We start from the raw sequence: 14,748 nt of genomic DNA on the forward strand, positions 1-14,748 counted from the left end.
TTGGACACCCTCGCGGGCCCGGGCAACAGGGCGATACGCTGGACGGTGTCCGGGATGCCGGACATGAGCATCCGCTCTGAAAGGATTCGTGATGGCTTCGAAGGTTCCGGCCGCGCAGAGCACCCTGCGGGTTTTGACGCATCTCGCCGCCCAGCGTGGACCGATCCCCGCGGCAGCGCTGGCGGCCGCCCTCGGCCTGCCGCGCTCGACCGTATACCAGCTGCTCGACGTGCTCGTAGCGGAGGGGTTCGTCGTGCACCTGCCGGAAGAACACCGCTACGGGCTCGGCATCGCCGCCTTCGAACTGAGCTCGGGGTTCAGCCGGCAGGAACCGCTCTCCCGGCTCGGCCGCCCGCTGATCGCCCAGCTCGTCGACCGGCTGGGGGAGAGCGCGCACCTCGTGGTGCTGCACGGGCGTGACGTGATCTACCTGGTCGAGGAACGCGCCGCGCACCGCCCGTCCCTCGTTTCCGACGTGGGGGTGCGGCTGCCCGCCCACCTCACCGCCAGCGGACGCGCCCTGCTCGCGGCCCTGCCCGCCGCCCAGTTGCGTGCGCTCTATCCGAACCAGGCGGCGCTCGAACAGCGCGACGGCCGTGGCCCGCACACGAGGCTCGAGCTGCGAGCGGTGCTCGACCGCGTCAAAACGGATGCCTATGCCACCGAAAACGGCGAGATCACGCCCGGCATCGCCTCCGTCGCGCTCGCCGTGCACGACCACGCCGGCTGGCCCGCCGCCGCCATTGCGGTGACCTTCGCGCAGGACCGGTTCGCGCCCGGGGATTGGCCGGCGCTCGCCGAAACCGTGGCGGCGACGGCCGCGGAGCTGTCTCGTCGGATCGGTGGCCGGCCGCGATGAGCCGGCCTCGGTGAGGCCCCCTGCGGTGAGCCTGGCCGCGCTGAGCGTCGTGGTACGCCTCCAGGAAGTTGGCACGTGTTCAAACCAGTGCCAACTTCTCAAACACGTGCCGCGACCGCTGCGAGGGCCGCGCGGCTAGCCCTGGCGTGCTTTGGCGCGCGGATTGAGCTTGTTGATCACGAACGTGCGTCCGCGTCGCCGCACGATCTGCGAGCCCGGAACCGCCTTGAGCGCCTTGAGCGAATTGCGTACCTTCATATTTCCCCGATTTAGATTTTTTATTGAGAACGAATATCAATTAGAGTAACAGGCATGCAGACAGAAACGTATCTTCGGGTGAATGTGGTGAGCGGCCTGGCCGGCGCGGGCAAGACGTCGGTGGCGCACAACCTCGGGCGCCAACCGTTCGCCCTGACCACATCGGCGTCCGACGCCCTGCGCACTGTGCTCATCGAAGCGGCCGACAGCGTTCCAACGGGCAGGGGCGAGGCATCCGCTCTCGACGTTTTCGTCGAGGCACCGACCGCGGTCGGGCCGCTCGAGATTGCCAGTTCCCTCGTCGAAACCGGTGACTCACCCGAGCGACTGGCCAACGGCCACGCCGTGCGTCTCGGCGACCTCATCACCGTGCTGGATGCCGAGCGATTCTGGTCCGACCTCCACCGCGAAACCCTCGCGCCGACTCCCGACGAACACGACGTGAACTATGGCCACGCCCACAACGACCCCGAGCGCACCGTCGGTGACCTGTTGATCGAACAGATCGAGTGGGCGAGTATCGTCGTGATTAACAAGACCGACCTCGTGCCCATGAGCGATTCCGCCGATATTCGCGATTTCGTGCGCCTACTGAACCCGGCCAGCCACATCGTGTTCGCCGAACACGGCCAGGGCAGTGCCGACGGCTGGCCCGTTCCGCGCCGCGACATGTTCGCCTGGCTGCAGCGCAGCCCGGGCTGGGTGCGCCAACTCAACGGCGACGCCCTGCTCTCGCGCAGTCCGCAGGGGCTCACCTGTGTCGTTTACCGGGACGTGCGACCGTTCCACCCAGCGCGCCTGGCCGACTTCTTTCGCGACCGCGCCGAGCAGGCCGGCGAGATCCTGCGCTCCCGCGGACTGTTTCGTCTCGCCACGCGGCCCGCCACCGTCGGCTCCTGGAGCAGCGCCGGTCCCACCATCACCTTCGAACCCACCAGCATGGCGAGCCACGACCCCGAGTCCCCGCTCGGCCAGGAGATCGCCTTCTTCGGCCGCGACCTCGACGCGCGCCTGCTCAGTGCCAACCTTGACGACTGCCTGCTCACCGACGCCGAGTTTCTCGCCGGCCCCATGTTCTGGAACACACTGGCCGACCCGTTCCCGGCCTGGGTGCTCCAAGGTGCCGCCTGAGTCAGAGGCTCTTGGCGAAGCAGAGGCTGAGCTCTTCGCCGACATACGGGCCGAACAGGTCGATCTGCTCGTAGCCGCGACGACGGTAGAGCGCCACCGCCGCGTCCTGCAGCGTGCCGGTCTCCAACGCGAGCGAGCGGATGCCGCGGCCAGCGGCATCCGCTTCGATGCGGTCGAGCAGGCGGCCGGCCACACCGCGGCCCCGAGCCTCGGCGTGCACAAACAGTCGCTTCAGTTCGGCCGTGTCGGCGGAGTCCAGCGGAACCAGAGCCGCCATGCCGCAGGCAGCCCCGTGCGCATCGCGGGCCACATACACGGCGACGCCCGGACGCTCGAGTTCGTCAGTACTAAGTAGGAATGTGTTCTCCACGGGGTAGAGCGAGTATGCGAAGACGGTTCCGGCGGCCAGTAGGGCCTCGACGTCAGCCTGCCGGGGCTGCTCAATACTGATCGAAATGGTCATGTCATCAGAATAGAGCGAGACAATGTGCACACTTGCGCGTGACTTTTCCGGGTGTATCGGGTAGCGTAGACAAGTCGGCTCTTGACACCGCGCTGTGCGCGGATGGGTTTGTAAGTCAAGTTGGGCCGGTTTCCCAGTAATCCGCTGGTGAAAAATCACTGTATGTGAACGGCCCCGACCACAGATTGCTCGGGTTCTCAGTTACGTCGCATGTGCGATGTTGTTCTGCCATGTACTGAACACAACCCAGAGATATCTTTATGCCTCAAGGCAATTCGCACAACTCCACCGTCGGTCGTAATGGTAAGAACTTCGATCCCAAATACTCCAAGGGCGGATCGGGCCACGGCGGTTCCAACAACGCCGGCAGCAAGAGCCCCGGACACCGCGGCTACCGCGCTGACGAGGGAGCCCCCAAGAAGCAGCGCTGGAACGCTGACGAGCGCGCCGCGCGTTCGAACGAGCGCCCCTCGAGCGAGCGTCCGGCTTACGGCTCGCGTTCCGTTCGCCCCGAAAACGGTGGCCGTACCAACAGCGAGCGCAACGAGCGCCCTGCATACAACAACGACCGCCCCCGCACAGACCGTCCGTCGTATAATAACGACCGTCCGTCCTATGGCGACCGCAACAGTGCTCCGCGCACCGAGCGTCCCTCTTATGGTGACCGTGCCCCGCGCAGCGATCGTCCGGCCTATAACAACGACCGTCCGGCCTATGGCGACCGCAACAGTGCTCCGCGCACCGAGCGTCCTTCTTATGGTGACCGTGCCCCGCGCAGCGATCGTCCGGCCTATAACAACGACCGTCCGGCCTATAACAACGACCGTCCGGCCCGCACGGAGCGTCCGTCCTACGGTGACCGTGCCCCGCGCACAGATCGTCCGGCCTATAACAACGACCGTCCGGCCCGCACGGAGCGTCCGTCCTACGGTGATCGCGCCGAGCGTGCGCCCCGTCGCGACTTCGGTAACGACCGCCCGAGCGATGGCGACAGCAAGTTCTACCCGAAGCGCAGCGAACACGGCGCCAAGCCGAGCTTCGCCGGCGGCGACGACGTCGTACTCGAGCGTCTCGAAGCCATCGCGACGACGGCATCCGATGTCGTCGGTGTGACCTTCGGCGACCTGGGCCTCGGCGAGAACATCGTGCGCGAGCTCGCCGCCCTTGGTGCTCCGTCACCGTTCCCGATCCAGGCCGCGACCATCCCCGACGTGCTCGCCGGGCGCGACGTGCTTGGCCGTGGCAAGACCGGATCCGGCAAGACCATTGCCTTCGGTGCTCCCCTCGTCGAGAAACTCATGGAGAACAACGGAGCCAAGGACCGCAAGATGGCCCGCAAGCCCCGCGCGCTCATCCTAGCCCCGACCCGCGAACTCGCCCTGCAGATCGACCGCACCGTGCAGCCCATCGCCCGCAGCGTCGGCCTCTTCACCACCCAGATCTACGGCGGAGTTCCCCAGTACCGTCAGGTCAGCGCCCTCCAGCGCGGCGTGGACATCATCATCGGCACCGCCGGTCGCATCGAAGACCTCATCGACCAGGGTCGTCTTGACCTCTCCGAAGTTGTCGTCACCGTGCTCGACGAGGCCGACTACATGTGCGACCTCGGGTTCCTGGAGCCGGTGCAGCGCATCCTGCGCCAGACCAAAGCCGGCGGCCAGAAGCTCCTCTTCTCCGCGACCCTCGACAAGGGCGTTGCCTCGCTGGTCAAGGAATTCCTGACCAACCCGGCCGTGCACGAGGTTGCCGGTGAAGACCAGGCCTCCTCGACGATCGACCACCGCGTGCTCGTCATCGAGCACCGCGACAAGGGCCGCATCATTGAAGAGCTCGTCAACCGCGAGGGCAAGACGCTCATCTTCAGCCGCACCCGTGCCTACGCCGAGCAGCTCGCTGACCAGCTCGAAGACGCCGGAGTCAAGGCCACCAGCCTGCACGGTGACCTCAACCAGGCCCGCCGCACCCGCAACCTGCAGATGCTCACCAGCGGCCGGGTCAACGTTCTCGTCGCAACGGATGTCGCTGCTCGCGGAATCCACGTCGACGACATCGACTTGGTCATCCAGGCCGATGCCCCCGACGAGTACAAGACGTACCTCCACCGCGCGGGACGCACCGGCCGCGCCGGCAAGACCGGAACCGTCGTGACGCTCATTCCCAAGCAGCGCAAGCGCCGCATGGACGAGCTGCTCGACCGTGCCGAGATCGACGCGAGCTACACCTCCGCCACCCCCGGTGACGCGGCCGTGCGCGAACTCGCGAGCATCTAGCATCCGCTTGAAGATTCGTTTGTAGACAAGATGGGCATCCACCGTTCGGTGGGTGCTCATTTTGTTTTCTTCCCCATTAGGGGCACGATCAGTTGTAGGCAACCGGGGGAAATGCACGAGGATCGGCCGCACTGACGCAGCCGATGGGCTCCCCGGTCGCCCCGCCGGCACCCACTGAAAGGTCCTCATGACTGTCTCCACCACTGTTTTTCAGAATGCCCACGTTTTTGACGGCGAACGGTTCCTTCCCGAGCCGGCGGACATCGTGTTCACCGGAACCACTGTCGCGGCGGTTGGCCCGCAAGCAGGATCGGACCCGGCCTTCGCGAACGCCAGCGTGATCGATTGCAGCGGCAAGACGGTGCTGCCCGGGCTGATCGACCTGCACATTCACTCCACAACGTCGAATCCGGGCTCACTCCAAGCCTTCACCGAACCGTTCTCCCTGCAGTTTTACGAATCGGTGCGTAATCTCGAAGCCACCCTGCGCGCCGGAATCACCTCGGCACGCGACGCTGGCGGCGCCGATCTGGGCACCAAGCTTGCCGTTGACAGCGGACTGATCAAGGGTCCGCGCCTTCGGCTAGCCATCAGCATCATGTCCCAAACCGGCGGGCACGCGGACTTCTGGCAGCCGTCCGGCGTGGAGTCCCCGACCATGGGATCGCACCCCGGCCGCCCAAGCGGAATCGCGGACGGAGTCGAAGAAGTGCGCAAGGTCACTCGACGCATGCTTCGGGCCGGCGCCGACCAAATCAAGATCTGCTCGACCGGCGGTGTGCTCTCGCCCACGGACGACCCGCGCCACTCGCAGTTCACCGAGGCCGAGATTCGGGTCATCGTGGACGAGGCCGAAGCGCAGGGCAAATACGTCATGGCGCACGCGCAGGGAGCTGCCGGAATCAAGAACGCTCTGCGCATGGGCGTGCGCACCATTGAGCACGGAATCTATCTCGACGACGAAGCCATCGCCCTGTTTCTGGAAAAGAACGCGTACCTCGTTCCCACCCTTGCCGCGCCGGAGGCTGTCATCCGCAAGGCGGCATCGGGACAGAGCGGACTTTCGCCGCTGGTCATCGCGAAAGCCCACCAGGTGATTGACATTCACCGCGAATCCATTCGGCGAGCAGTCGCCGCCGGTGTGCGCATCGCCATGGGCACCGACTCCGGGGTGGGCGTGCACGGCGAAAACCTGCAGGAGCTGGCCCTGCTCGCCGGAGTGGGCATGACACTCGAGCAGGTGCTCGCAGCCACGACGTCGGTGGCCGGAGAGCTCATCACTCCCATCGGATCCATTGGGCGATTGGCTCCGTCGTACCTGGCGGACGCCGTGGTTCTGAACACTCGCCTGGACTCCGTCGACCAGCTCGCCTCACTCCCCACCATGATCGACCAGGTGTGGAAGGACGGCCGAAACCAGTTCCCCGCGTAGCTGATTTCGCCCCGTCGCCTGTCGGAACGTTTCGCTCAGTGTTGAGAAGAAAAGGCCTGGATTGATGTTAGAACAACCGATTTATGTCGCTACGGTGATTATTCTGCTCCTCGCCGTCGGCGAGGTGATTTCCATTCTGTCGAAGGCCTGGATACCGTCCCTCCTGATTATCTTCGTCGGCTATCTCGTGCTTATCTGGACCGGCGTCCTGCCAGCCGACCTGATACCGAACTCGGCGTTTGCGGCCGTGGGCTCGCTTCTGGTGGCGGCCGTCATCACGCACATGGGCACGCTGATACCGATCAGTCAGCTCCGCTCGCAATACAAAGCGATCTTGATCGCACTGTTCGGAATCGTTCTCGGTGCGGGGCTGATCCTGCTGGTCGTGTCGCCGATCCTCGGTTACGCCACGGCCGTGGCCGGTGCCGGGCCGGTGACCGGGGGCATCCTTGCCTACATCATCACCGCTGAGCGACTGACCGAGTTGGGCCTGAATCATCTCGTCGTCATCCCCGCACTCGTGCTGGGCGTGCAAAGCCTCATCGGCATGCCGCTGGCGAACATTCTTCTGCGTAAGTACGCGGTGAAACTTCGTGACGGCGGACAGCTGCAACCGACCTCCGCATCAGACTCGATCGCATCAAGTGCCGATGGCGGCACCGACCGTGTGAGTGCCGCCGGTGCGCGCACCGCACTTGCCACCCACCTGCAGGCGCGCCCCGCGACCGCCACAGCGAAAAAAATTCAGCTGCTGCCGGAACGCTTTCAGGAACCGACCATCATCCTGATGCTGTTGCTGGCTTCGGGAAGTTTAGCCACGTTGCTGGGATCGATCACCGGTGTCAACTATGGAATCTGGGCGCTGGCAATCGGGATCATTGGCCACGTGCTCGGAATTTTCCCGCCCAAGGCAATGCAGCGGGCAAATGCTTTCGGTCTCGCCATGGCCACGGTCATCGTGGTCGTCCTCGCGAGTATGAGCTCGGTCACCTGGAACGACATGCTTCAGGCATTCTGGCCCGTGCTGCTGATCCTCGGCGTTGGCGGAATCGGCATTATCGGCGGAGGGTGGATCGCCTCGAAAATTTTCAAGTGGGACCCGCTGAAGGGCATTCCCGTTGCTTTGACGGCAATGTTTGGCTTTCCGGGGGATTACATTCTCTGCCAGGAAATCAGCCGTTCCGTGGGGCGCACTGCAGACGAGCAAAAGGCGATTTTTGACGAGCTGATCACTCCCATGCTCGTGGGCGGCTTCACCACGGTCACGACGGCGTCGATCGTGGTGGCATCGATTCTGGTGCAGACCATTTAGTCGGCGTGACCGCTCGCGTCGGCACCGACTGAGAATTCGGGAGTTGCCGCGCGAGCATCCGTCTGCCAGAATTACTTTCCGAACGGTCGGTAAGTTACGACTCGTTTCCACACGCACACGCAGACACCGTCGTCAGGAGAAAACATGGCTGAGGCCTACCTCGTTGGAGGAGCACGCACCCCCGTAGGTCGGTACGGCGGAGCGCTGGCCACAGTTCGCCCCGATGACCTCGCCGCGCTCGTCGTCGGCGAGGCCGTGCGCCGCGCCGGCATCGATCCGGGCCTGGTCGAAGAGATCATCTTCGGCGCCGCCACCCAGGCTGGCGAAGACAACCGCAACGTCGCCCGCATGGCCGGGCTGTTGGCCGGGCTGCCCGACCACGTGCCGGGGATCACCGTGAACCGGCTGTGTGCCTCGGGCATGTCGGCGATCACCATGGCCGCGCAGGCAATCCGCGCCGGAGACGCCGATCTCATGATCGCCGGCGGCGTCGAGTCGATGACCCGCGCCCCCTGGGTGCAGGCCAAACCCGACCGCGCCTGGGCCAAGCCCGGTGCCCAGTTCGACACCTCCATCGGCTGGCGTTTCGTGAACCCCAAACTCGCCGCCCGCGACAAAGCCACCTTCTCGATGTCCGAGACCGCCGAAGAGGTCGCCCGCCTCGACGGCATCACCCGCGAAGAAGCGGATGCCTTCGCCCTTCGCAGCCACCAGCGCGCCGCCGCCGCGATCGACGCCGGCCATTTCGTCGATGAGATCGTCGGCGTGCCTACCAAAAAGGGCGAGGTCCTCGTCGATGAGGGCTTGCGCCGCGAGACCACCCTCGAGGGCCTCGCCGCCCTGCGGCCCATTGTCGCCGGTGGCTCCGTCGTTACAGCCGGCAACGCGAGCTCGCTCAATGACGGCGCCTCCGCGGTTCTCGTGGCGAGCGGCGAGGCCGTGAAAAAGTACGGCCTCACGCCGCGCGCTCGCATCGTGGTCGGTGCCAACGTGGGCCTGGCCCCGGAGATCATGGGCCTCGGGCCGGTCGCCGCCACTCAGCGAGCCCTCGAGCGCAGCGGCCTGAGCCTCGCCGACCTCGGCGCCATCGAACTCAACGAAGCCTTCGCCACCCAGTCGATCGCGTGCATCCGCCGCCTCGGCCTCGACGAAGAAATTGTCAACCGCGACGGCGGCGCGATCGCGCTCGGGCATCCGCTCGGGTCAAGCGGTGCACGCCTGGTCGTCACCCTGCTCGCCCGCATGGAGCGGGAAAACGCCCAGCACGGCCTCGCCACCATGTGTGTCGGCGTCGGCCAGGGCTCGGCCCTCATTTTGGAGCGTGTCTGATGAGCGTGTCTGAACTTGAACTCGGTGACCGCGGCGAAAGTGGCGTGCCTGATCGCGTCGGCGTGCTCGGCGGCGGGCGCATGGGCGCCGGAATCGCCCACGCCTTCCTGCTCGCGGGAGCCCACGTGGCTCTGGTCGAGCGCGACGACACCGAGGCTGCGGCCGCCCGCGAGCGAGTGCTGCGCGCCGTCGACGCCAGTATCACCCGCGGCGCTACCGGGGAGACCCGCCCCGAGCTTGAGGCCCGCCTCGCCGTTGGCGCCGATTTCGGCCTGTTCAGCGACCGCGAACTCGTCGTCGAAGCCGTTCCCGAGGTACGCGCACTCAAGGTGGAAGCCCTGCAGAAGGTCGAGGCCCACCTTCCCGCCGATGCCGCACTCGCCAGTAACACCTCGTCGATCTCGATCGACGACCTCGCCGACGAGCTCAAGCGCCCGGCCCGCTTTCTCGGCCTGCACTTCTTCAACCCGGTACCCGCCTCGAACCTGGTCGAACTCGTCACCGGCAGCGCTACCTCGCCCGAATTGGTAGCGGATGCCCAGAGCTGGGTTTCCGCGCTCGGCAAGACTCCGATCACCGTCAGTGACGCCCCCGGATTCGCCTCGTCGCGCCTCGGCGTGGCCCTCGGGCTCGAAGCCATCCGCATGCTCGAGGAGGGTGTCGCGAGCGCCTCGGATATTGATGCCGCGATGATGCTGGGCTACAAGCATCCGGTGGGGCCGTTGAAACTGACCGACCTGGTCGGGCTCGACGTGCGGCTCGGCATCGCCGAATACCTGCACCAGCAGCTCGGCGCCCGCTTCGAACCGCCCGCGCTGCTGCGCAAGCTCGTCGCCGAAGGCAAGCTCGGCCGCAAGTCCGGCCAGGGCTTCTACCGCTGGGACGAAGCCTGATGCCCGCCCGCACCGATACCGCACCCCGCACGCGCATTGAAGGAGACCCCATGATGACCATCCTGCCCAGCTACGTTCAGGGCGCCTGGTGGACCCCGACTTCCACAGACGCCGCCGTCGACGTCTGTGACGCCTCGACCGGTGAGGTCGTCACCCGCGTCAGCACCCGGGGCCTTGACCTCGCCGCCGCCCTCGAGTACGCCCGCACCGTCGGCCAGAAATCGCTCGGCGAGCTCACCTTTCACCAGCGTGCCGTTCTGCTCAAGCAGATGGCGCTGCTGCTGACCGAGCACAAGCAGGAGCTCTACGCGCTGTCCAGCCGTACCGGCGCCACCAAGGTGGACTCCTGGGTCGACATCGACGGCGGCATCGGCGTGCTGTTCAGCTACTCCTCCAAGGGACGCCGCGAGCTGCCCAACGCCCGCGTCTACGTCGACGGGCCGGTTGAGCCGCTCTCCAAGGACGGCTCTTTCATCGCCCGCCACATCTACTCACGCCTGCCCGGAGTGGCCGTGCAGATCAACGCCTTCAACTTTCCGGTCTGGGGCGCGTTGGAGAAGTTCGCACCGGCCTTCCTCGCCGGGGTGCCGACTCTGGTGAAGCCCGCGACGCCCTCCGGCTACCTCGCCGAGGCCTTCGTACGCATCCTCGCCGACTCCGGCCTGCTGCCCGAGGGCTCGCTGCAGCTCGTGTCCGGCAGCGTGCCCAGTTTGTTCGACGACGTGCGCCTCGGCGACCTTGTTGCCTTTACCGGGTCGGCCTCCACCGCCGAGAAGCTGCGCGCGAGCGACTCCGTGCAGACCGGGGGAGTGCGCTTCACCAACGAGACCGACTCGATCAACGCCTCGATTCTCGGAACAGATGCCGCCGCCGGAACCCCCGAATTCGACGCCTTCGTCAAGCAGGTAGTCACCGAGATGACGGTCAAGGCCGGCCAGAAGTGCACCGCTATCCGCCGCGTCATCGTGCCGCGTGCGGCCATGGATGACGTCATCGCGGCCGTGCAGGCGCGCATCACCGAGCGCATCGTCCTCGGCGACCCGCGCGCCCAGGGAGTCACCATGGGCCCGCTCGCCTCCGCCGCGCAGCGCCTCGAGGTGCTCAAGCAGGTTGCCCGCCTGCAGGAGGCCGGCGGCAAGCTGGTCGTCGGCCAAACGGATGCTCCGCTCGTTCTCCACGCAGACGGCACGACCGCGCTCGCTCCCGACGGTGCCTTCGTCGAGCCGCTGCTGCTGCGCTTCGACGACGCCTCCGCTGCCGCCGTGCACGAGGTCGAGGCCTTCGGCCCGGTCTCGAGTGTGCTCGGCTACGACACCCTCGATGAGGCCATCGCCCTCGTGCGCCGGGGTGGCGGGTCGCTCGTGACCAGTATCGCCACCCACGACCCGTCAGTGGCCGTCGCCTTGATGACCGGCATCTCGGCCTTCAACGGCCGCGTGCTGGTGCTCGACCGCGATGACGCCCGCACCTCCACCGGGCACGGTTCGCCGGTGCCGCAGCTCGTGCACGGCGGACCCGGGCGGGCCGGCGGCGGTGAAGAGCTCGGCGGTATCCGTGCAGTGCTGCACCACATGCAGCGCACCGCCATTCAGGGCTCGCCCGAGATGCTCACGGCCATCACCGGAATCTGGCACCAGGGCGCGTCTGCGCGAGCCGGCGACACGCATCCGTTCCGAAAGAGCCTGGCCGAACTCGTGATCGGCGACCAGATCGTGTCCGATTACCGCACGGTCACCCTCGACGACATCGAAACCTTCGCCCAGTTCACCGGGGATACCTTCTACGCCCACATGGACGAGGAAGCCGCCGCCGCGAACCCGTTCTTCCCGGGCCGGGTGGCGCACGGCTACCTGCTGGTCTCCTGGGCCGCCGGTCTGTTCGTCGATCCGGCGCCTGGGCCGGTGCTGGCCAACTCGGGTCTCGAGAACCTGAAGTTCGTCACGCCGGTGTCGCCCGGCGACAGCATCCGCGTCGCGCTCACCGCGAAGCAGATCACCCCGCGCGAGACCGACGACTACGGCGATGTGCGCTGGGATGCCGTGCTGACCAACCAGAACGACGAGCTCGTGGCCTCCTACGACGTGCTGACCCTGGTCGCGAAGCACTAGGTAGGGATTCGAAAGCGGGCCCGCGCAAAGATCGTGGGCCCGCTTTCGTCATCCAGCTTGCACCTGGGCGCAGCGCGGATTACACCAGTACGGTGTCGGTGCGCGCTGTCGTGCGCGCCTCGATCGTGGTCTTCGGCCGCGAGGTTGGGGTCGTCGCGGGCAAGGAACCGGCCTCAGTGACGATGACGAGTCCCTGGGCGCTGTTGGCTGAGCGGCTGAGGTCTTCGATCCACTGTCGGTTGAGCTTGGCCGCGTGTCCGCCGGCGTACTTGAAGTACAGCGGGATCGCCGGATTCAGCCAGATCGAGCTGTGACCGGAACCGACCGCGGCGGAGTCCTGCCAGGACAGGAGAAAACTCTCGCTCCGGCGCAGCTTCTGCGCAATCACGGGCTGAAGGTGCGCCAGGGTGCGATCATCGATCTCCACGACGACGCGGTCATACGTAAGTGAACCCATGATTGCTTTCCTGTCCGTTTCAGCGATGCAACTCATCTCAGTATTACGTTCGCGCGCCCGCACTAGTAGGGTCCAACGTCCTCACTTGCCCCGTCCGCACCACGTTCGGGGCCCGGGCCCCATCCCTGGGCCCAGTTTCTATACTGGGCCCGCGGTCACAAGGTGGGCCCGGCATCCGCTCAGCCAGCGTCGTCGTCGGTCGTGCCGGCGCGAACGCGCGAGATCGTCTCCCCGGCCGCGACGATCACCAAGATAACCGAGGTCACGACGCCCAACCCGAGCGGGGTCAAGAGAGCACCCGCAGCACCGGCCAGGGCGAGCAACCCGATCCCCACGAGGTGCGACACGAGCAGGGTGCGCGTGACGATCCAGCGAAACAGCAACAGTCCCACCAGGTAGAACAGCGGCCCGCCAACGATGGTCACGGCCACCGGCAGCGTCATGGCATCCTCTGGGTGTTCCAGCACCGACTTGTCGGCGACCGAGGTCAGCACGATGCCCGCGATGATGATGGCATGCACGTAGGTGTATGCCAGCCGAGCAATGCGGCCCGGCTCGCTCGATGCCGCAATCGCCTTGCTGCCGGCTCGCTCGCCGTGATCGAAATACAGCCACCACATCGCCAGCCCGTTGACGAAGGCGAGAAACAACCCGGTTATCCCCAGAGCGGATGCCTCCTGGTCAACGAAAGCAAACCCGGTCACCAGAAAAGACTCACCGACGGCGATGATCACGAACAGGGCGCTGCGCTCGGCGATGTGCGGCCCGGAGACATCCCAATCGTCGACGCCCGGCGCTTTCAGCCCGGGGATGCGAAATCCGAGGCTCGCCGAACCATACTCAATGGCCAGGGCGATCAGCCAGGCCGGAAGCCGCACGGACAGCGGCATGAGACCACCGATGATCCAGAACACGCTGGCCACGGACAGCCAGAGCAGAATGCGCAGAAAGGTCGCGTGCAGGGCCGGATCGTGGCGGGCCAGGGCGAGCACCATGAACACCGTGCGGCCGAGTTGCAGAACGACATAAGCGATGGCGAAGACCAACCCCTGATCGCCGAAGGACTCGTAGATCGACGTGCTGATCACCAGACCCACGAGGGACAGCCCGATCACCACGCCGCGTACCGGCAGCTTGGCCGGATCGAGCCAGTTGGTCACCCACGTCGTGTATACCCAGAGCCACCACAGCGCGAGCACCAGGATGATCGATTCCAGCGCACCGACCCAGGACTGGTTGGCGTACAGGTAGCGCGACAGCTGGGTGAGGGCAAAGACGAAGATCAGGTCGAAGAACAGCTCGATGTAGGTGACCCGGTCACTTCGGGCGGAATCGGCCGGCCGCAGCAGGCTCCGGCGAAACCCCAGGCGCAGAATCCACGCGCGATGCTCAAACGGATGCTGCTGCTTCGTCTTCCCGGATCGGCTCACCTCCCCAGTCTCCCCCGTGCGGGTCAAACCCGCACGACACCTCCCTCATCCACCAGTGCAATTCCGGACGGGGCCCGGGCCCCGTCCCCGGGCCCAGTTTATAAACTGGGCCCGGGGCTAGAAGGTGGGCCCGGTCGTCGTTCTGGGTGCGGCCCAGCGGATGCTGCCTCGCCCGCTTTCCTCGCGCGGTTTACGCATGCTTTGAGGACGGGGCCCAGGCCCCGTCCGTGGGCCCAGTTTATGAACTGGGTCCGGGTTAGAAAGTGGGCCCGGGGGGCGCGGAGCGCAGTCGGGTCCATAGATCGTTGATCCAGCTTGTCGAGATCGTCATCGGCCAACGCTGGTCGGTCTGCGTGGCGGGTGCAGACCGGCCCGGGCGCGGGCGACACGCCCGGGTGGGGTGCGTTTTGACGGGTGGGTGTGGTGGCCGTAGTGTATCTATACGTACCCCAAAGGTGCGAAAAGCCGCAGTGCTTTTCGGCCTCATGTGGGACCAGATCGTAGCCAAATCAGCTGAGAGTGCTTGTTTCAAGTGCGTTGAAGTTGGGCTAGGATAGTAAGCCTCCCATCGAGTGTGTGTTGCTGGTTGAGTCGGGTTTTCTGAGCGTTTTGGTGTGCTTTGCATGCCGAAAACTGCCCGGTTTGGCCGATTTGACAGCGACTGGCTGGGTGGGTAAGTTAGACAAGTTGCCCCGGAGCGACAGCCCAGAACAGGGCCTGAAGTCGGGTGTGTCCGATCCTTGAGAACTCAACAGCGTGCACAATGTCAAATGCCAAAAACCTCGTGGTTGTCGGCCCGTTTCTAG

The 14,748-nt window shown here is 65.8% G+C and carries 12 protein-coding genes; 8 read left to right on the forward strand and 4 right to left on the reverse strand.

Going from position 1 to position 14,748, the window contains the following annotated elements; all coding sequences use genetic code 11:
- The first annotated feature begins 91 nt into the window (after window positions 1–91).
- The gene (locus CXY78_RS15715) at window positions 92–859 is read left to right on the forward strand and encodes an IclR family transcriptional regulator (RefSeq protein WP_092338027.1); all 768 of its coding nucleotides are present in this window, start codon (window positions 92–94) and stop codon (window positions 857–859) included.
- Window positions 860–994: 135 nt separating this feature from the next.
- On the opposite strand, the gene ykgO is transcribed toward CXY78_RS15715, so the two are convergent.
- A complete protein-coding gene (gene ykgO, locus CXY78_RS15720) occupies window positions 995–1,117 on the reverse strand; it encodes a type B 50S ribosomal protein L36 (protein ID WP_092338025.1) in 123 nt (40 codons plus the stop codon).
- A 54-nt stretch (window positions 1,118–1,171) separates the two neighbouring features.
- Here ykgO and CXY78_RS15725 point away from each other — a divergent pair, with 54 nt between their 5' ends.
- Window positions 1,172–2,248 carry a GTP-binding protein gene (locus tag CXY78_RS15725; RefSeq protein WP_104090160.1) on the forward strand — a complete coding sequence of 359 codons (1,077 nt, stop codon included), beginning with the start codon at window positions 1,172–1,174 and terminating at the stop codon, window positions 2,246–2,248.
- A gap of 1 nt (window position 2,249) precedes the next feature.
- On the opposite strand, the gene CXY78_RS15730 is transcribed toward CXY78_RS15725, so the two are convergent.
- The gene (locus CXY78_RS15730; protein WP_092338750.1) at window positions 2,250–2,711 is read right to left on the reverse strand and encodes a GNAT family N-acetyltransferase; all 462 of its coding nucleotides are present in this window, start codon (window positions 2,709–2,711) and stop codon (window positions 2,250–2,252) included.
- Window positions 2,712–2,971: 260 nt separating this feature from the next.
- On the opposite strand from CXY78_RS15730, the gene CXY78_RS15735 reads away from it, so the two are divergent.
- The 6 genes from CXY78_RS15735 to paaZ all read left to right on the forward strand — a co-directional run bounded on the left by CXY78_RS15735 (window position 2,972) and on the right by paaZ (window position 12,055).
- Complete coding sequence (locus tag CXY78_RS15735) at window positions 2,972–4,981, forward strand: DEAD/DEAH box helicase (RefSeq protein WP_104090162.1); 2,010 nt, start codon at window positions 2,972–2,974, stop codon at window positions 4,979–4,981.
- 187 nt (window positions 4,982–5,168) lie between these two features.
- Complete coding sequence (locus tag CXY78_RS15740) at window positions 5,169–6,413, forward strand: amidohydrolase family protein (protein WP_092338020.1); 1,245 nt, start codon at window positions 5,169–5,171, stop codon at window positions 6,411–6,413.
- Between the two features lie 64 nt (window positions 6,414–6,477).
- Entirely contained in the window at window positions 6,478–7,725 is a 1,248-nt protein-coding gene (locus CXY78_RS15745; protein ID WP_104090163.1) for a hypothetical protein, read from the forward strand.
- A 144-nt stretch (window positions 7,726–7,869) separates the two neighbouring features.
- Window positions 7,870–9,054: an acetyl-CoA C-acyltransferase gene (locus tag CXY78_RS15750; RefSeq protein WP_092338016.1), complete on the forward strand. Its 1,185-nt coding sequence runs from the start codon at window positions 7,870–7,872 to the stop codon at window positions 9,052–9,054.
- Window positions 9,054–9,947, forward strand: a complete 894-nt coding sequence (locus CXY78_RS15755) for a 3-hydroxyacyl-CoA dehydrogenase family protein (RefSeq protein ID WP_092338014.1) — start codon at window positions 9,054–9,056, stop codon at window positions 9,945–9,947. The genes CXY78_RS15750 and CXY78_RS15755 overlap by 1 nt, the downstream gene beginning before the upstream one ends.
- 50 nt (window positions 9,948–9,997) lie before the next feature.
- Entirely contained in the window at window positions 9,998–12,055 is a 2,058-nt protein-coding gene (paaZ, locus tag CXY78_RS15760; RefSeq protein ID WP_092338012.1) for a phenylacetic acid degradation bifunctional protein PaaZ, read from the forward strand.
- A 79-nt stretch (window positions 12,056–12,134) separates the two neighbouring features.
- On the opposite strand, the gene CXY78_RS15765 is transcribed toward paaZ, so the two are convergent.
- On the reverse strand, window positions 12,135–12,512 hold the full coding sequence (locus CXY78_RS15765) for an ATP-dependent DNA ligase (protein WP_233197287.1): 378 nt from the start codon (window positions 12,510–12,512) through the stop codon (window positions 12,135–12,137).
- Window positions 12,513–12,691: 179 nt separating this feature from the next.
- Window positions 12,692–13,942, reverse strand: coding sequence for a low temperature requirement protein A (locus CXY78_RS15770; protein ID WP_158252793.1), 1,251 nt, complete (start codon window positions 13,940–13,942; stop codon window positions 12,692–12,694).
- Window positions 13,943–14,748: the final 806 nt, after the last annotated feature.

This window comes from Cryobacterium sp. N19 (genome assembly GCF_002929595.1).
GTDB classification, from domain to species: domain Bacteria; phylum Actinomycetota; class Actinomycetes; order Actinomycetales; family Microbacteriaceae; genus Cryobacterium; species Cryobacterium flavum.